This window comes from Rhizobium sp. TRM96647 (assembly GCF_025780115.1).
Lineage (GTDB): Bacteria > Pseudomonadota > Alphaproteobacteria > Rhizobiales > Rhizobiaceae > Mycoplana.
On sequence record NZ_JAOXHF010000014.1, the window covers coordinates 16,099 to 34,408 of the forward strand.

The 18,310-nt window shown below is 65.4% G+C and carries 16 protein-coding genes; 10 read left to right on the forward strand and 6 right to left on the reverse strand.

What is annotated here, in order from left to right; all coding sequences use genetic code 11:
- Positions 1-37 precede the first annotated feature (37 nt).
- A complete protein-coding gene (locus tag OCK02_RS21490) occupies positions 38-1,330 on the forward strand; it encodes a D-arabinono-1,4-lactone oxidase (protein WP_263814796.1) in 1,293 nt (430 codons plus the stop codon).
- Positions 1,327-2,496, forward strand: a complete 1,170-nt coding sequence (locus OCK02_RS21495) for an alanine racemase (protein ID WP_263814797.1) — start codon at positions 1,327-1,329, stop codon at positions 2,494-2,496. The genes OCK02_RS21490 and OCK02_RS21495 overlap by 4 nt, the downstream gene beginning before the upstream one ends.
- A 69-nt stretch (positions 2,497-2,565) precedes the next feature.
- Here OCK02_RS21495 and repC read toward each other — a convergent pair whose 3' ends face one another.
- The 5 genes from repC to gcvA form a co-directional block, all read right to left on the reverse strand.
- Entirely contained in the window at positions 2,566-3,768 is a 1,203-nt protein-coding gene (gene repC, locus OCK02_RS21500) for a plasmid replication protein RepC (protein ID WP_263814798.1), read from the reverse strand.
- 334 nt (positions 3,769-4,102) lie between these two features.
- A complete protein-coding gene (gene repA / locus OCK02_RS21505; protein WP_412178883.1) occupies positions 4,103-5,350 on the reverse strand; it encodes a plasmid partitioning protein RepA in 1,248 nt (415 codons plus the stop codon).
- A 291-nt stretch (positions 5,351-5,641) separates the two neighbouring features.
- Positions 5,642-6,097: a MarR family winged helix-turn-helix transcriptional regulator gene (locus OCK02_RS21510; protein WP_263814800.1), complete on the reverse strand. Its 456-nt coding sequence runs from the start codon at positions 6,095-6,097 to the stop codon at positions 5,642-5,644.
- Between the two features lie 192 nt (positions 6,098-6,289).
- Entirely contained in the window at positions 6,290-7,465 is a 1,176-nt protein-coding gene (locus OCK02_RS21515) for an aminotransferase (RefSeq protein WP_263814801.1), read from the reverse strand.
- 29 nt (positions 7,466-7,494) lie between these two features.
- Positions 7,495-8,517, reverse strand: a complete 1,023-nt coding sequence (gene gcvA, locus OCK02_RS21520) for a transcriptional regulator GcvA (protein ID WP_263814802.1) — start codon at positions 8,515-8,517, stop codon at positions 7,495-7,497.
- Positions 8,518-8,702: 185 nt separating this feature from the next.
- Between gcvA and speB the strand changes: the two genes are divergently transcribed.
- The 5 genes from speB to OCK02_RS21545 all read left to right on the forward strand — a co-directional run bounded on the left by speB (position 8,703) and on the right by OCK02_RS21545 (position 13,772).
- Positions 8,703-9,761 (forward strand): agmatinase, encoded by a 1,059-nt coding sequence (gene speB / locus OCK02_RS21525; protein ID WP_263814803.1) that lies wholly within the window; start codon positions 8,703-8,705, stop codon positions 9,759-9,761.
- 66 nt (positions 9,762-9,827) lie between these two features.
- The gene (locus OCK02_RS21530; protein ID WP_412178884.1) at positions 9,828-10,916 is read left to right on the forward strand and encodes an ABC transporter substrate-binding protein; all 1,089 of its coding nucleotides are present in this window, start codon (positions 9,828-9,830) and stop codon (positions 10,914-10,916) included.
- Between the two features lie 167 nt (positions 10,917-11,083).
- Entirely contained in the window at positions 11,084-12,121 is a 1,038-nt protein-coding gene (locus OCK02_RS21535; protein ID WP_263814804.1) for an ABC transporter ATP-binding protein, read from the forward strand.
- Positions 12,118-12,972, forward strand: a complete 855-nt coding sequence (locus OCK02_RS21540; protein WP_230808902.1) for an ABC transporter permease — start codon at positions 12,118-12,120, stop codon at positions 12,970-12,972. Before OCK02_RS21535 ends, OCK02_RS21540 begins: the two co-directional genes overlap by 4 nt.
- Positions 12,969-13,772, forward strand: coding sequence for an ABC transporter permease (locus tag OCK02_RS21545; RefSeq protein WP_263814805.1), 804 nt, complete (start codon positions 12,969-12,971; stop codon positions 13,770-13,772). Before OCK02_RS21540 ends, OCK02_RS21545 begins: the two co-directional genes overlap by 4 nt.
- A 31-nt stretch (positions 13,773-13,803) precedes the next feature.
- Here the strand turns inward: OCK02_RS21545 and OCK02_RS21550 are convergent, their stop codons facing one another.
- Complete coding sequence (locus OCK02_RS21550) at positions 13,804-14,913, reverse strand: histidinol-phosphate transaminase (RefSeq protein WP_263814806.1); 1,110 nt, start codon at positions 14,911-14,913, stop codon at positions 13,804-13,806.
- 125 nt (positions 14,914-15,038) lie between these two features.
- Between OCK02_RS21550 and OCK02_RS21555 the strand changes: the two genes are divergently transcribed.
- The 3 genes from OCK02_RS21555 to OCK02_RS21565 all read left to right on the forward strand — a co-directional run bounded on the left by OCK02_RS21555 (position 15,039) and on the right by OCK02_RS21565 (position 18,274).
- The gene (locus OCK02_RS21555; protein ID WP_263814807.1) at positions 15,039-15,806 is read left to right on the forward strand and encodes an SDR family NAD(P)-dependent oxidoreductase; all 768 of its coding nucleotides are present in this window, start codon (positions 15,039-15,041) and stop codon (positions 15,804-15,806) included.
- A 199-nt stretch (positions 15,807-16,005) separates the two neighbouring features.
- Positions 16,006-17,133, forward strand: a complete 1,128-nt coding sequence (locus OCK02_RS21560) for an ABC transporter ATP-binding protein (protein WP_263814808.1) — start codon at positions 16,006-16,008, stop codon at positions 17,131-17,133.
- A gap of 34 nt (positions 17,134-17,167) precedes the next feature.
- A complete protein-coding gene (locus tag OCK02_RS21565) occupies positions 17,168-18,274 on the forward strand; it encodes an ABC transporter substrate-binding protein (protein ID WP_263814809.1) in 1,107 nt (368 codons plus the stop codon).
- Positions 18,275-18,310: the final 36 nt, after the last annotated feature.

Sequence of the window (18,310 nt, forward strand, 5' to 3'; positions counted from 1 at the left end):
CATTGGCTGTGATCTCCGCCAGCAAGGGCGGCGACGCATGAACCAGACTGCGAGCATCGCCTGGAGCAACTGGTCCGGCAGCGTCATCGCCAGAAATGCCAAAATCATGAAACCGCGCGGCCTTGCCGAACTTGCCGATGCGATCAGGACGGCGCCCGGACCGATCCGGATCGCCGGCGCCGGGCACTCCTTCACGCCGCTGGTCGAGACTGAAGGGACGATTCTCGACCTCGACCGGTTCCAGGGGCTGGTGTCCCACGACGCAATCGCATTGCAGGCGACGGTGGGTGCTGCGACGCGTCTCGGCGATCTCGCCAAGCAGCTTCACGCAGTAGGGCAGGGGCTGCCCAATATGGGCGACATCGACAGGCAGACGGTCGGCGGCGCGCTCGGCACGGCGACGCACGGCTCCGGTTCCACGCTCGGCGCCTATCAAACCCAGCTTCGCAAGATCGAGATCGTCGACGGCCGCGGCGACGTGCGCCGCTACGACTTCGAGACCGATCGCGAGACGATCGAGGCGACCGGCGTGTCGCTCGGCGCGTTCGGAGCGCTGACCGCGGTAACGCTGCAGAACGCGGCGACCTACCGGCTGCGCCGGCGCCGCCGGGTCGTGCCGATCCGCGAAATCCTCTCCGGCTTCGATAGCTTCATGAACGGGCACCGGTCGGCCGAGTTCTACTTCATTCCCTTTTCCGGCCATGCCCTGCTGATCACCAGCGACCCGTCCACGGCAGACGTCACGCCGCGCCCGTCCGAGGAGGACGAGGAGGGGCTGTCGACGCTGAAGAGACTTCGGACCTGGCTCGGATGGCTGCCGCCGCTGCGGCGCGCCTTGATCGGCTCCGCGCTCACGCGCCTGCCCGAAGAGGATTACGTCCAGGATTGGCTCCACGTCTATGCCAGCGATCGGCGCCGCAGGTTCAACGAGATGGAATATCACCTGCCCTTCGAGGAAGGCCCTAAGGCCTTGGCGGAAATCATCGCCCTATCGGAGAAGCACTTCCCGGAGGTCTATTTCCCAATGGAGGTGCGCTCGGTGGCAGCGGACGATTTCTGGCTCAGCCCGTTCTATCGGCGCAAGACCTGTTCGATCGCCATCCATCATGACGCAGCCGAGGATCCCAGGGCCTTCATGGCCGCCGCGGAAACGATCTTCCGGCGCTACGGCGGGCGCCCGCATTGGGGAAAGATGCACAACCTGACAGCCGCAGGGCTTGCAGCCCTCTATCCGCGATGGAAGGACGCCATGGAGGTCCGCCAAAACTTCGACCCGGACCGCCGCTTCGTCTCTCCCTACCTTGCCCGCCTGTTCGGTCTTCCGGCATGAAGAGAACCGCCTATTTCGGCATGATGTCGGCAGCCCTGGAAGAAGCCGGGGTCCATCGGCCTGCGCTCGTCATCGATCTCGAACGGCTGAACGCCAACCTCTCCATCGTTCGCGGAGCGATGCGGGGAGGACCTGCGATCCGCCTCGTCGACAAATCCCTGCCATCGCTCCCCCTTCTCGGGCACGCGATGCGCGTCCTCGGAACACGGCGGATCATGACCTTCCACCTGCCCGTGACGATGGCGGTGCTCGGCGAATTTCCCGATGTCCATGCCTTGCTCGGCAAGCCCATGCCCGTCTCAGCCGTGGCACAAGCCTTTGCCCATGCCGATCCGGATCAGGCCAAGGCGCTCGCGGGGAGGGTGACGTGGCTGATCGACACCGAGGCGCGGGTTGCGCAATATGCCGCCCTGGCCCGCACGCTCGGCAGGCCGCTGCACGTCGCGTTCGAAATCAATATCGGCATGCAGCGCGGCGGGTTCGATACGCCCGCAGACCTCGGCAGGGCCATCGGTGCTGCATCCGGGGAGCCGTATCTGCGTTGTGAGGGGCTGATGGGATACGAGGCCCATGTCCCCGCCATTCCCTCGCTGTTCGGCGGACCGGAAGCAGCCCTTCGCCGGGCTCGGGCCCGCTTCTCCGCGTTCGTCGACGTCCTTCCCGTCGAACAACGGGCCATCCTCAACACCGGCGGCAGCCAGACGGCCTTTTCGCATGCCGGCAACCGGGTCGCCAACGAGGTTTCGATCGGATCCGCCATCGTCAAGCCGACGGACTTCGATCGGCCGGACCTCGCAGCACTGGCGCCGGCTCTCTTCATCGCGACGCCGGTGCTGAAGGTCCTGAAGACCCGGCTGCCGGGGCCGCAGCTCATTTCCACCCTCGTCCAGGCGCTCGGCCTCTTCCCGCGCGACGGCTGTTTCCTCTATGGCGGGAAATTCATGGCCCGGCCGGTCTATCCGCCGGGCCTGAAGCGGAACGGGATCTGGGGCGATTCCTCCAACCAGCAGCTGATGGCGTTCTCTCCCACCTTTCCGGTCGCCCCCGACGACCACGTCTTCTTCCGGCCCACCCAGTCCGAAGCTGTCCTGCAGCAATTCGGCCCGCTCCAGATCATGGAAAACGGGCGGATCACCGGCGAATGGCCGGTGCTGCCGACGGGTTAACGCCGTCCCGCGGTCTCGCGATTGCACGTCCACCGCGATGAACTCCAGCCGGATCAAGGAGATCTCCGCTCATTCGAGCGCCTTGATCATCGGCAGGACCGAGAACTGCCTGGCCTCGGCCTTTCGCGTCAGTTCCCGCAGGTATCCGCCGGCAGACCGGATCTGGTCCGATCGCTCGAGCATGGCGGCGATCACGACCGCAGCCGCCCCGTCGCCCATCGCGGCGCGCGCCTTTTCATAGGCATCCGGCGAAATCCCGAGCATCGAGCGGACAAGCGAGGCCGCCTTGATCAGGTCCGCCCAACTGGCAATGCCTTCCTTCGCATAGGAGCCGATTTCGGGGCACGCAGCCAGGACACGTTTCAGGCTGACGGCTACGCTCCTGCGCTCCGGCTCCTTCTTGTCCGCCGGTCGCGCCTCCTGGTTTATGTCATGGCCTTTTAATTCAATTGGATGGTCTGGGTTTGAATTCTGAATATGCCGCTCAGTTTGATCGTCATTGGCGCTCATTTCTTCGTCAGAGAGCGATTTGAGGTAGTCATCCTCGACGCCCCGCCGAAGCGTCAGCAGCGCCGTTTTCCGTTCTGTGAGCGTTTCTGCGGGCGTCGCCCGCCCCAGCCGTCCGGACAGGCCCGCGAGCGCCAGTTGATGCTCCAGCCAGGGGCCCTTGCGCCCTTCGGCCAAAGCGGCCTCGACGATCTTGGCGATGTCGCGCAGGTGCAGCGTCACCTCGGCGCGCAGTGCATGGACCCGCCTCGCCTCGGCACGGGCCTGCTCCGCCCGCTCGTGAATGTCGGAGGCCATCAAGGCCAGGGGCGCCACGTCGAAGCCGAAGGCGTCCTCCACCACACCGCGATCGTCACGCCGGCAGTAACGCTTGCCGTTGGGGCTGTCGCGCCGAAGGATCATGCCCGCCTGCTGCAGCATTGCCAGATGCCGCCTCAGCGTCGCCGGCGCCATCCCGCGCGAGCGTACCGACAGTTCGGCGTTCGAGGGAAAGACCACGATCGGCGCGCGGCCATCGAGGACCCGGTCAGGGTGAAAGCTCAGAAGCGCCTCCAGCACGGCGAGCGTGCGGTCCGACAGGCCGTAGTGCTCGCGCGCCTCCGTCAAAGCGCGCAGCAGTTGCCACTTCTCGCTGGTGCCGTTGTCGTTGCCGCCGCCGTCGGCGGCGAGCCGCGCCTGGGTGTCCGCAACATGCTTCTGCATCGCGAAGACGCGCGCAGTCATCCTGCCGCCGCCAAAAGGCGTCGTTGCCAGTCTCTCGGTCATGGTCGTCCCTCTCAAGGAGGCAAGAGGCCTGACCTGACGCCGCACCAGAGCGTTCGCACGTTCACAAGGCGCGTGCGCGAAGGCTCCCGTCCTTGGGAAAGGAGCATTCCTGTCGGTTTGCCTCAGTCGGCAGGCAACAGGATATCGGTTCCGCGACGGAGGAAATCCGCGCGGACTCTTGACTTTGGCTGTCGGAAGTGATTCTCTTGAATTGCTACATTGAAGAGGGCTTCCGGAATGGCGACGTTTTGGAGGCCTTTTTTCTTGCTCTGTTCCTTTCCCGTTTCTGCTTCATCATGCCCGGCCGTCCATCGTGTCCGGCCGGACGCAATTGCTATGCGCCGCGCCCCCAGGCCTGCAGTATCAGCCCCTCGATTTCGGCGTTGACGGCGTTCATGCTTTCCATCGCCCGGTCGTAGGTCGCGCGGGTAAAGTTCTCCCGTCCCACCTCGTAGAGCGTCTCCTTGGTCAGGCCCGCATCCGAGACCGCCGTCGATTTCACCATCGGCGATGTCAGCACGCGGTCGGCAAACAGCGAGCGCATCAGTCCGACGATCTGCGCCTGCGGTCCGTCGTTCGGCTCGAAGCGGGTGACGAGATAGCGCAGGAAATCGAAGTTCAGCCGGCCGCCGGCCTCGCGCACCACGCCCAAGAGATCCGACGTCATGAACAGGAACTGGTTCATCGAGGCGACATCGAGCATCTGCGGGTGCACGGTGACGAGCACGGAGGTCGAGGCGCACAGGGCCGACAAAGTGAGGTAGCCGAGTTGCGGCGGGCAATCGAGCACGACGACGTCATAGTCCTGCTCCACCGTCCGCAGGGCCGCGTGTACGCGGGCGAAGAACAGCGGCTGCCCCGGCGCCATCGTCTGCCGGCTTGCCAGCGCCCGCGGCGTCACATGCTCAAACTCCTGCAGTTCCAGGTTTCCCGGAACGAGGTCGAGCCCGTCGAAATAGGTCTTGCGGATGATGTCCTTCAGCGGCCGGGCTTCATCGTCGTAGCGGATCGCGCCGTAGAGCGTGTCGTTGCCCTCGAGATCGATCTCCGGCTGGTAGCCGAACAGGGCCGAGAGAGACGCTTGCGGATCGAGGTCGACGGCGAGGACGCGATAGCCCGCAAGGGCGAGATACTGTGCCAGATGCGCCGCCGACGTCGTCTTGCCGGAGCCGCCCTTGAAGTTGGTCACCGCCACGACCTGCAGGTGTTCGCCACCGGCGCCGTCGCGCCACTTGCGATAGGCGCGGGCCTTGACCCGGTTGCCCTTGGCAAGAGCCTGGTCGGCCAGGTGCGCCCGCAGCGCGTTGATGTCGGTCAGCGAGTAGAAGCGGCGCCCGCCCGGTCCCGTCTCGGGCTGCGGTCCTTCGCCTGCCAGCGAGAGCTGGCGCAGATAACCGTCGGAAACGCCGATCAGCCGCGCCGCCTCGCCGGAGGTGAAACTGCGCAGCACCTTCCGCGCCGTCGGCGGAAAGAAGCGCTCGCGCATCGACTTGAGCTGGGCCGACAGGATGCGCGCGTCCGAGGCGATCGCCTCGTCGGCGGTCGGTTCTGCACCCGTCGTCATGTTCGGCGACATCGCCATGCGCATCCTTCCCCCATCCGGCTGCCTCCCGTCCGTTTCCCGACCGGTCAGGCGGGCTTTCAGCATCGCCCCATTCGCGGCCAGGTGCATACGTCACGCAGCCGATGTAACAGACAGATGCCAAGGTTACGGGAAAAACCGGATTGGCCATATTTTTCCGTTAGGGACGGTGCGGCGATTCCCGATGCCCGTCAAGGCATATTTGGCAATCGCCCGGATACGGTGTTGCCGGAAACGGAATCATTTCCTCGGCTTAAGCCGGAATACCGGCCGCCGGGCGACCTCTGGCAATCAGACAGCCAGCCGGGATAACAGGACGAGAAAGGCGTCTCGCGCCTCGCGGCCCCCGAGGCGAGCCGTGCACTCCGCCTCGAATCGCGCCTCCGCCTGGCAGATCTGCTCGACGAATTCCTCTCCCGCCGGGGTGAGGTACAAGGCGTTGGAGCGCTTGTCCTGCGGCGACGGCCGTCGCTCGGTCAGAAGCCTGCGCTCGAGCGCGTTGATCAGGGGCACGAAGTTCGCGCGCTGGATACCGAGCGCGTCGGCAATTTCCGTCTGCTTGCGGCCGGGGTTGGTCGCGACCAGCAGCAAAACGCCATATTCACCGGGCGTGACGCCGAAGGCGGCAAAACGCGTCTGGAAACGTCGTGCCAGCAGCGACTGGGAGCGCTTGATCTGGAAGAGGACACTCCGCTCGATCGAGGCGTTGTCGAGTTCCTCCTGTCCGATTTCCAACGTGGTGTCCATGAGGGCGCCTCCCACGCCAGTCCTGGAAGTGAGGGTCCTCTCAATGAAAGCGGTTGGCAATATGCAAAGTCGGAGTAGGGGGTACACGCTTGGGGATAAATGAAGCTGCTCTTATATGCCCTCCAACCTACCGCCTGCCACCCTGGCGCGCGGCTGAAGGACCGCCCCGCTTCGTGAGCAGCGCGGACCGGCTTATGCCGGACCGCCGAATTCCTGCAACCGCTGCCGCAGGAGCCCGATCGTCGGCGCGCCTGCATTGGCGAAGGCAAAGCGCAGGTAGTGTTCCTGCCCCGGACCGAAGTAGCTGCCGGGCAGGCAGAGGATGCCCGCGTCCTTTGCCAGCCGTTCTGCAACCTCCGTCGACGTCTCTTCTGCGAAAGGATGGCGGATGAACGAGAAATAGGCGCCGACGGCACCGATCGACCAGCCGTTCAGCCCCTCCATCGTCTCCTTCAATGCCGCCGCACGGCGCGCGATCTCCAGCCGGTTCTCCTCGCGCCAGTCCGAAAGCAGCGGCAACGCCTCTGCGACCGCCGCCTGGGCCGAACGCGGCGGGCAGATCTGCACGTTGTCCATCACCTTCGCCACCTGCTCGACGACCGCGGGGCTCGCCGTGATGGCACCCAGCCGATGGCCTGGAATGCAAAACGCCTTGGAGAAGCTGTAGAGACCGATCAATGTCTCCCGCCAGCCCTCCTTGTCGAACAGCCCGTGCGGGCGCACACCGGCCTCGGGCAGGAAGTCGCGGTAGGTCTCGTCCAGGATGAGCCAGACGCCGCGCGCCCGGCAGAGATCGAACACCGCGGAAAGCAGTTCCGGCGAGTAGACCGCCCCTGTCGGGTTGTTCGGCGAGACGAGCGCCAGCGCGCGGACATCCGGTGTCATCGCCGTCTCGATCGCCGCAAGATCGGGCTGGAAGCCGTTGTCGGGATCGCAAGGCGCCAGCCGGACCTTCACACCCAGCATCGCAAGCGTGGTCTCCTGGTTGAAATAGTAGGGATCGCTCATCAGCACGGTATCGCCGGCGCCTGCGACCGCCATTGCCGCACAGATGAAGGCCTGATTGCACCCGGCCGTCACATGGATGTTTTCGGCGCCGAGCGCGGCACCGTAGACGGAGGCGACATGGGCGCCATAAGCCTGCCTGAGCGCGTCCTCGCCCTCGATCGGGCCGTAGCCTGTATAGGCGGCGGAGGCGGCATAGTCTCCGAGCCGGCGCAGCATCTCCGGATGGGCGGGATAGCCGGGCACGGCCTGCGACAGGTCGATCAGCGACCCCTTGCTGCCATCGTAACTTCTGCCCCAGGCAAACACGGTGGGGATCGGCGGCGCGGCAAGGTTCGCAACGAGGGGATTGAATCTGGGCATGGGACAGGTCCTTGCAGTGGATTGGCGCCTCAGGCGCGTGTCTTGCGTTTTCGAGTATTGTCGTGCGGACGTGTGCGCGGCGAGGACACCGGCTGATAGCCTTCGCCGCTGCGGCCGCCGCGGGTGCGCAACAGCAAGCGCGCGGACGCCTGCGGTTCGGGAAGGCCATCCTCCTCGAGCGAGGCGAACAGCCAGTCGATGAAGACCTTGACGATCGGTGCTGCGCGCACCTCCTGCCGGCAGGCGACATAGAAAGCATCGTTTGCCGGAACCGAAAGGTCGAACGGCACGACCAGTTCGCCGCGCGCGATCAGGCTCGCCGCGGTAATCGTGTCGCCAAGTGCTATGCCTTGGCCATGAAGCGCGGCCTCGGTGGAAAGACGCGCATCGCTGGTGAAGAGCTGCTGTCCCTTCGGAAGATCGACCGCATCGGCGGCGGCGAACCAGGTGTTCCACTCCCGTCCGTCGCGATCGCCATGCAGCAGCATATGGTCGGAGAGATCGCGCACGGAACGAAGCGGCCTGCTGTTGAGCAGGGTCGGGCTGGCAATCGGAAACAGCCGCAGGTGGCTCCACAGACGGGTCCAGCAATCGGGCCAGTTGCCGTCGCCGTAGAGGATCGACACGTCCACGTCGCGCGAGAAGACCTGCGCCGGCTCGTTGGAGGCGACGAGGCTCAGCTTCACGTCGGGATACTGCTCGGTAAAGCGGTTGAGGCGCGGAACGATCCAGAATGAAAGAAGGGCCGGCACGCAGGTGATCGTCAGCGAGCCGCTCGTTGCCGGCCGCTTCATCAGCGCGGTGGCGGCGGCAATGCCGCCGAAGGCCTCCGTCACCGCCGGCAAGAGCAGCGCACCTTGCGATGTCAGCTTCAACCGCTTGCCGCCGCGCTCGAACAGGACCGCACCGAGCGATTCCTCGAGCGCCCGGATCTGGTGGCTGATGGCGCCATGGGTGACGTTGAGTTCGCGGGCTGCGGCCGTCACTGAACCGCGCCGCGCCGCCGCCTCGAAGGCGCGCAACGGATTGAGGGGCGGCAGGCGGTTCGACATGGCAATCGGAGCGGGTTCATATGTGAAATTTTCTCACACAAAAAGCTATAACATTGTCAATTGATTTTCCAGTCGTTTTGCGACGTAATCATGAAAACAAGGGCAAAAGCCTGGGGGAACGACACTATCGGCAGCCAGGCCCGGCTCCCCCGCTTGCCCTATTGCGACCAGAAGCGAGGCGGACGATGGCATTCGACGACAGTAAGCTCCAGGCATTGCGGGAGAAATTCGGCGACGGACACGGCGGGGACATCTTCGATCCGGCTTTCCGCAAGGTCGCCGACAAGATCTTCTCCAAGAGCGGCACGCGGCTCGCGCCCTATGCCGGCGTGCCGACATTTCTTTCTGCGCCGCACATGCCGGTCGAGGCCGAGGACCCGGACTTCGGCAACCTGCAGGTGGCGATCACCGGCGTTCCGATGGACCTCGGCGTCACCAACCGCAACGGCTCGCGCTTCGGACCGCGCGCCATGCGTTCGATCGAGCGCATCGGCCCCTATAATCATGTCCTCGACTGCGCGCCCGTGCAGGAACTGCGCGTCGCCGACATCGGCGACGTTCCCTTCCGCAGCCGCTACCGGCTGGAGATGAGCCACGAGGACATCGAAAAGCGCTTCAACCAGATCGTCGATGCCGGCGTGATCCCGCTCGCCGTCGGCGGCGACCATTCGATCACCCACCCGATCATGAAGGCCGTCGGCAAAAAACAGCCGGTCGGGATGATCCACATCGACGCCCATTGCGACACCAGCGGCTCCTTCGATGGCACCAAGTTCCATCACGGCGGCCCGTTCCGCAACGCGGTGCTCGACGGCGTCCTCGACCCGACCCGCACCATCCAGATCGGCATCCGCGGCTCGTCGGAATATCTCTGGGAATTCTCCTACGATGCCGGCATGACCGTCATCCATGCCGAGGACGTCTCCGGCATGGGTATCCCTGCCATCATCGAGAGGGCGAAGGCGATCGTCGGCGATGGTCCGACCTACCTCTCCTTCGACATCGACAGCCTGGATCCGAGCTTTGCGCCGGGAACGGGAACGCCGGAAATCGGCGGCCTCACCACCCGCGAAGTGCTGGAACTGGTGCGCGGCCTCAAGGGCATCAATCTCGTCGGCGGCGACGTCGTCGAGGTCGCTCCGCAGTATGACGCCACCACCAATACCGCCCATGCCGGCGCCCAGGTGCTGTTCGAAATCCTGAGCCTGATGGTGTTCAGCCCTTCCGTCATCGCCAAGGCTTGACTTGCAATATAAAATGGGAACAACCCGGCGGCCGGAAGCCGTCTGGCAAAGAATGGAGTAAGGACAATGCGTGATATTCTCAACGCCACCGTGAGCCGCCGCGGCGTGCTGGGCGCCGGCATGGCGGGCGCGTCGCTGCTGGCGATGCCGTCGATCCTGCGCGCGCAGGAAAAGTCCCTGAAGGTCGGCGTCTACGGCGGATACTTCAAGGATTCGTTCGACAAGAACATCTTCCCGGAATTCACCAAGGCGACGGGCATCGCGGTGGAATCCATCGCCGAGCCGACGGGCGAGGCCTGGCTGGTCCAACTCGAACAGGCCGCACGTGCCGGCCAGGCACCGGCCGACGTCTCGATGATGTCGCAGGTTGCGATGCTCAAGGGCCAGGCGACCGAGCTCTGGGCGCCGCTCGACATGGGCAAGATCAAGAACGGCGAGAACCTGATCGAGCGCTTCGTCAACAAGTATCCGGACGGCCGGGTCGCCGGCATCGGCGCCGTGGCCTGGTACATCACGCTCGTCACCAACACCGCCGTTTACGAGCAAGCACCGGAGAGCTGGGCGGCCTTCTGGGATCCGGCGAACGCCGACAAGCTCGGCCTGCTCGCACTCGTGTCCAACTCCTTCCTGCTGGAAGTGACCGCCAAGACCTTCCTCGGCGGCACCAGCGTGCTCGACACGGAGGAGGGCATCCTCAAGGCCTTCGACAAGCTCGCCGAAGTCAAGCCGAACGTGGCGCTCTGGTATCGCGACGAGGCCCAGTTCGAGCAGGCGCTGAAATCGGGCGAGATCCCGATGGGCCAGTACTACCACGACGTCACCGGCCTTGCCGCCGCTGACGGCCACCCGGTCCGCTCCACCTTCCCGAAGGAAGGCGGCATCCAGGATTCGGGCTGCTGGGCGCTCTCGCGCGCCTCTCAGAAGGTCGAGGAAGCGCATGTCTTCATCGACTACATGAGCCAGCCCGCGGTCCAGGCGGTGCTGTCGCGCAAGGTCGGCACGGCGCCGACGGTCCGGCGTGACCTGCTCGACCTGACGGATGCGGAATTCGCCGCCGTTTCCTCCGACATCGAGCCGATCATCCCGCGCTACGACATGTACCAGACGAAGTCCGACTGGCTGAACCAGAAGTGGACCGAACTGATCGTCGGCTGAGCGGCGCGGTCCCTCGTCCGGCCTGCCGGCCACCTTCTCCCCGTGAACGGGGAGAAGGCACAAGCGGCAAACTCCGCACATTCCCTCGCCCCGCTTGCGGGGAGAGGGTTAGGGTGAGGGGCAGTTTCACAACCTGAATGCTCGCAAACCTGCGGAGCGGAGAGCATATGTCCGGATTGACACTCCAGAACGTCACCAAGGAATTCGGCACCTTCACGGCGGTGAAGAACGTCGATCTCACCGTTCCGCACGGCACCTTCGTCTGCCTGCTCGGCCCGTCCGGCTGCGGCAAGACCACCTTAATGCGCATGATCGCCGGGCTCGACCTGCCGACCGGTGGCGCGATCAGGCTGGACGGCGCAGACATCACCCGCGTGCCGACGCACAAGCGCGATCTCGGCATGGTGTTCCAATCGCTGGCGCTGTTCCCGCACCTGACCGTCGGCGAGAACATCGCCTATTCGCTGCGCATCCGCGGCGTCGGCAAGGAAGACCAGAAGAAGCGCGTCGACGAACTGCTGTCGATGATCCATCTGCCCGGCTATGCCGACCGCCCGGTGGCAAAGCTCTCCGGCGGCCAGCGCCAGCGCGTCGCGATCGCCCGCGCGCTCGCGACCTCGCCGAAGCTGTTCCTGCTGGACGAGCCGCTGTCTGCGCTCGACGCCAAGCTGCGCGAGGCCATGCAGGTGGAACTGCGCCAGTTGCAGCAGCGCCTCGGCATCACCACTATCGTCGTCACCCACGACCAGCGCGAAGCCATGACCATGGCGGACACCGTCGTCGTGATGAACGGCGGCGAGATCCGCCAGGCAGCCGCGCCGGTCGAGATCTACCGCCGCCCCGCCGACACCTTCGTCGCCGACTTCATCGGCATGACGAACCTCATCGACTTCTCCGCAGACAGCGCCGGTCGCGCCACGGTGCTGGGCTCCGTCGTGGAGAACCTTGCCGTTCCCGCCGGCCTTTCCAGCGGCGTGCTGTCGGTCCGTCCCGAGGATGTTCACCTCACCGCTCCCGGCCATGGCGCGATCGAAGCGAGGGTCACATTCGTCCGCGACCTCGGCGGTACGATCGAGACCTTCGTCGAGGCCGGCGACAAGCAGATCGTCGCCGTCTCGATGCCGAACGCGCGACCCGACGTGAGCGTCGGCCAGGCCGTCGGCATCAGGCTTTCGCCCGATGCCTGCGTGGTGTTGAAGTCATGAGACGCGAGGCACCGCAGAGACTGGCCGATTACGGGCCGCTGCTGTTTCCGGCAGGCATGCTGATCGTCTTCTTCGTCATCCCGTTTGCGACGATGATCGCGGTATCCTTCTTCCAGCGCGATCCGGCCGGCTTCTATTCGACGGCCTTCGTCTTCGACAACTATGCCCGGTTCCTCAGCCTCTTCTTCGGCAAGGTGCTGGGTTTCTCGCTGTTTCTGGCGGTGACGGTCGCCATCTGCTGCGTCGTGATCGCCGTTCCCTTCACCTACCTCCTGTCGCGCGCCCGCCGCAGGACGCAGGTCCTGTGGCTCGTTGCGCTCCTGTCGGTGCTGTCGCTGTCCGAGGTCATCATCGGCTTTGCCTGGTCGACGCTGTTCTCGCGTACGGCCGGCATCACCAACCTTCTCGTCGCCATCGGGCTGATGAGCGAGCCGGTGGCGCTGAACCCGAGTTTCGGCGCGGTGCTGACGGCGATGGTCTACCAGGCGCTGCCCTATACCGTGCTCGTGCTCTATCCCGCTCTCGTGCGTCTAGACCCGACGCTGACGGAGGCCGCCCGCACGCTCGGCGCATCGCCGGTCAAGTCGTTCTTCACCGTCGTCGTGCCCGCGCTCAGAAACACCATCGTCGCGACGCTGATCATGGTCTTCATCTTCGCGCTCGGCTCCTACCTGCTGCCACAGATCCTCGGCCGGCCGCAGCACTGGACGCTGTCGGTGCTGATCACCGACCAGGCGATCTATCAGTCGAACATGCCGTTCGCCTCCGCCATGGCCGTGTTCCTCGTGCTTGTCACGCTCGGCCTCGTCGCACTCACGCTGATCGCCGGCCGCAAGGGAGAAGCCGCATGACCACGTTTCTCCAGCGTCTCTATCTCGGCATCGTCGGGCTGTTCCTGTCGCTGCCGCTGATCGTCGTCGCCGGCGTCTCGGTCAACGAGAAGCAGACGCTCGCCTTTCCGCCGCAGGGCTTCTCGCTCTCCTGGTATGGCGAGATCTTCGCCAATCCGGAATGGCGCAACGCGCTTCTCGCCTCGATCACGCTCGCCGCGGTCTCGGCGGCATTGGCGCTCGCGATCGCGCTGCCACTCTCTTGGTTCCTCTGGCGGCGACATGCGCCCTGGGCCAACATCTTCCAGCTTCTCGGCATCGCGCCCTTCACCCTGCCGCCGGTCATCACCGCGCTGGGAATGCTCACGTTCTGGGCGACGACCGGGTTCTACGGCCAGCCGTGGACGGCTGCGATCAGCCACGCGATCTTCTTCGTCACCCTGCCGCTGGTGACGCTCTCGCTCGGCTTCTCCTCGATCGACCGTTCGCTGGTCGAGGCGGCCGCGACCATGGGCGCCGACGACCGGACGATCTTCCGCACCGTCGTGCTGCCGCTGATCCTGCCCTATCTCGTCTCCGGCTATGCCTTCGCCTTCGTGCTGTCGCTCAACGAATACATCGTCGCCTACATGACCGTCGGCTTCACCATGGAGACGCTGCCGATCAAGATCTTCAACGCGCTGCGCTACGGCTACACGCCGACCATGGCATCGGTGACGATCCTGTTTGTCGCGATCGCCGCCCTGATCTTCGGTCTCGTCGCCCGCTTCGGCGACCTTCCGAAGCTTCTGGGAGCGATGGCGAATACCGACAAGCACTAAGGCCCGCACGGCGAGCCTGACCCGTGGCGCATCATGCAGGGCCCACGGCCTTCAAGGCTGCCAGGAAGTGATCGTTCTCGATCGGACTGCCGATGCTGACGCGAACGAAGGTTTCGAAACCCGGCTGTTTCCACGGCTTGACGATGACGCCGCGGGCGAGCAGCGCCTCTGCCAGCACCGTCGCATCCCGGCCGGCATCGAAGAACAGGAAGTTGCACTTCGACGGCGCGATCCTGTAGCCGAGGTCGAGCAGGACCTTCCCAATGCGGTCGCGTTCGGACAGCGCCATGGCGACGGAAAGGTCGAGATGCGCCGGGTCGGCGAGCGCTGCGAGTGCCGCCGCCTGGGCGATGGCGTTGGTGTTGAACGGCGTCCGGGCGCGGTCGAAGAAGCCGCAGAGTTCGGCCGAGCTCGCAATGCCGTAGCCGATGCGGAGACCGGCCAGCCCGTAGGCCTTGGAGAAGGTCCGGAGCATGGCCCAGTTCAGCGGCGTGTCGCGCAGCAGATCGACGGCCGAGGGATAGTCCTCGCCCGCAGCATATTCGGCATAGGCCTCGTCGACGACGACAAGCGTATCTTTGTCCACCGCCGCAATCACGCGGTCGAGTTCGGCCGGCGTCAGCCAGGAGCCGACCGGGTTCATCGGGTTGGCGAAGAGAAGCATGCGCGGCTTGCGGCGCGCCGCCGTCACGAGCGCGTCGACATCGATCGTCAGGTCCGGCCTCACGGCGATGCGATCGACCCGACCGCCCATCAGCGTCGTATAGTCCTCGTGCAGCGGGAAGGACGGGTAAAGGGTGGCGACGGCATCGCCCGGGCGCACCACCGCACGGCAGATGACGGCGATCAGATCCTCCGAGCCGTTGCCGAGGACGACCTGGCCCTCCTCCACGCCGAACCTGCCGGCGATCTCGGCCGCGAGCGCCCGTCCGCTCGGATCCGGATAGAGCCGCGCCAGTTCATGGATCGCGGAGAGCACCGATGCGATGCCTGCCGAGGGACCGTTCGGGTTCTCGTTCGAACCGAGCTTGGCCACCACCTCGACCCCGTGGCGCCGCCGGACCTCGTCGATGGTCAGGCCGGCATTGTAGGGCGCAATGGCGCGAACCTCTTCGCGAATGGGGCTTGAAGGATCTGCCATCTGCGTATTCTCCATAAGCATCGTTCCGAGCCGCCGATAGGTCGGCGCCGTCAGTCTGTACATATGTATAGACATGTAAAGCGTTTAATGCTGTGATCCCGAAACCAGCCATGAAAGGAGCCGCCATGCCCCGCCCCCTCTTCGATCTCACCGGCCGTCGCGCGCTGGTGACGGGAGCCAGTCGCGGCATCGGCCAGACGATCGCCGTGGCCCTTGCCGGCGCGGGCGCCGACATCGCGGTGACCGCCCGGAAGCCGGAGCAGCTTTCCGAGACGATCGCCCTGGTCGAGCAGGCCGGCGCAAGATGCGTGGCGCTGGCGCAGGACGTGCGCGACATCGATGCCTCCACCGCGACGATCGGGAAGGCAGCGGAAGCCCTCGGCGGCCTCGACATCCTCGTCAACAATGCCGGCTTCGAGAACGTGCGCCCCTCGCTCGACGTTGACGAGGCGTTGTGGGACAGCATCGTCGACACCAACCTCAAGGGCGCCTTCTTCTGCGCCCGCGCCGCCGGCCGCATCATGGCGGAGAGGGGTGGCGGGGCCATCGTCAATCTCTGCTCGCTCACCTCCTTCGTCGGCATCCCGACCGCCGTTCCCTACGGCGCCTCGAAGACCGGCCTGCTCGGCATGACACGTGCACTGGCGACGGAATGGGCTGCCCACGGCATTCGCGTCAACGCGATCGCGCCGGGCTATTTCCGCACCGCCATGACGGAAGTCTTCTACGAAGACCGGGCCTGGCAGGAGCGCATGCTGGCAAAGATCCCGCAAGGGCGCTTCGGCGGCGAGGGCGACATCGGCGGGGTGGTGATTTTCCTGTGCAGCGATGCGGCCGCCTATGTCACGGGCCACTGCATCCCGGTGGACGGGGGATACCTCGCTTCGATATGAGAGACGGCGCGGAAGCATCGGAGGCATGGCCCAGCGGCGGCCCTGCACATATTCGAGGCAACTCGCGCAACAGCATGTTTTATACGCAGATGCGATTGACGTTACTTGTACGTATTTGTATAGGCAACTTGGCGCCATGAATGGATTCCCCGGAAACCGCCATGACGCGCAGGAGCCCGCAAGGGCAGGGGGAATAGTCATGGCAGCCGCTTCCGCCGAACGTCGCGGGCCCCGCGATACCATCGCCGTCTCCGTCCGGGACGTCGGCATGGTCTTCGGCGACGTGCATGCCGTGCGCAATGCCTCCTTCGACCTTCCCAAGGGCAGGTTCCTCACCATCCTCGGCCCCTCCGGTTCCGGCAAGACCACGCTGCTTCGGATGATCGCCGGCTTCGACGCGCCGACGAGCGGCGAGATCTACATCAACGACCGCCCCGTCAGTGCCGTTCCGCCCCATCGCCGCGCGATCGGCATGGTGTTCCAGAAGCTGGCGCTGTTCCCGCACATGACGGCGGCCGAAAACGTCGCCTTCCCCTTGAAGATGCGCCGACATGACGCCCGCGCGATCCCCGAGAAGGTCGAACGCTATCTCGAGCTCGTCCGCCTCGGCGGCTATGGCGGCCGCCGCATCAACGAGCTTTCCGGCGGCCAGCAGCAGCGCGTGGCGATCGCCCGGGCGCTGGTATTCGAGCCGGATCTGCTCCTGCTCGACGAACCGCTCGCAGCCCTCGACCGCAAGCTGCGCGAGGAGATGCAGCTGGAGTTCCGCCGCATACAGAAGGAACTCGGCGTCACCACCATCAACGTCACCCATGACCAGCGCGAGGCGCTCGTCGTCTCCGACGAGGTGATCGTCATGGAAGGCGGCCTGATCCAGCAGAAGGCGGAGCCGGTGCAGGCCTATCGCACCCCGGCCAACGCCTTCGTCGCCAATTTCATCGGCGTCACCAACTTCATCGAGGGCGTCGTTGCCGCCCGTGACGGCACTACGGTGTCGGTCAGCGCGCACGGCCGCACGCTTCCCGGGCTCGCCGTCGGCGAAACGCTGGCCGGCGGCGACGCCTGCGCGGGCGCCGTGCGCGCCGAGCAGACCCGCATCGCCCCGCGCGTCGAAGCCCTCGGCAATCTCGACACCCTCGTCGAGGGCACGGTTGCCGACGCCATCTTCGAGGGCGAGCGCATCGTCTACGAGGTGCGGCTGCCGGGCCTCGGCGGCCAGCTTTTCCGCGTCTTCGACCACGATCCCGTCAACCACCTGCAGTTCAGCCCGGGCGATTCCGTCTGCCTCGGCTGGAATGCGCGGGACATGCATGTCTTCAAGAAGTAAACCAGAGAAGGTTTCGGCCAGAGGAGAACGCACGATGTCACATGATAAATTCCTGACCACTGAAATCCGCCGCCGCACGCTGCTTGCCTCGATGGCGGCCGTCGGTGCATCCGCCACGCTCGGCACCGGCAAGGCCTTTGCCCAGGAGCCCGAGAAGCCGGCCGAGATCATTGTCCGCGCCTGGGGCGGCAGTTGGGTCGACAGCCTCAAGGCGGGCGTCTCCGACAGCTTCACCAAGATGACCGGCATCGCCGTCCGTCACGACCTGACCGAGGACAACGAGATCCAGCCGAAGGTCTGGGCCGCCGTCGCGCAGGGCCGCGTACCGCCGATCCACATCAACTGGGACACCACCACCAACGCCACCAAGTCGGCGCTGCGCGGCGTCACCGAGGACCTGTCCGATCTGCCGAACCTGAAGATCACTACCGAGCTTGCCAAGCCGGTCGGCCTCGACGGCTACCCGATCGTCAACACCTACGGCTATGTCTACGTGCTGGCCTATCGCCCCTCCGCCTTCCCGGATGGCCCGCCGAAGTCTTGGAAGGACCTGCTCGATCCGAAGCTGAAGGGCCGCATCGCGCTCTACAATGATGGCATCGGCTTCCACTTCCCCGCCCAGGTCGCCGGCGGCGGCAAGCTGGAGGACATCCCGGCCAACATGCAGCCGGCCTGGGACTTCATCGCCAAGGTCAAGGAGCAGCAGCCGCTGCTCGGCGAAGACCCGGACTTCACCACCTGGTTCCAGAAGGGCGAGATCGACGCGGCCTGCACCATCTCCACCAACGCCCGCGAAGCCAGGAAGAACGGCATCGAACTCGCCTGGGTCGTGCCGGAGGAAGGCGCCAAGTTCGACACCGACGGCCTCTGGATCCCCAAGGGCCTGCCGGAGAACGAGCTCTACTGGGCCAAGCAGTACATCAACCATGCCCTGACCAAAGAAGCCCAGCAGGTCTGGCTCGACGGCCTCGGCCTTCCGGGCGTCGTCCCCGGCCTGACGCCCCCGGCCGACCTCGTCGGCGACCCGTCCTATCCGACGACCGAAGAGGACTTCAAGCACCTCATCCGCATCTCGTCCAAGATCCAGGTCGAAAACGAGAGCCAGTGGTTCTCGAAGTTCAAGGAAATCATGCAGGGCTGATTGCCAGCGCTTCCCGCCGCGCCGTCGGGCGCGGCG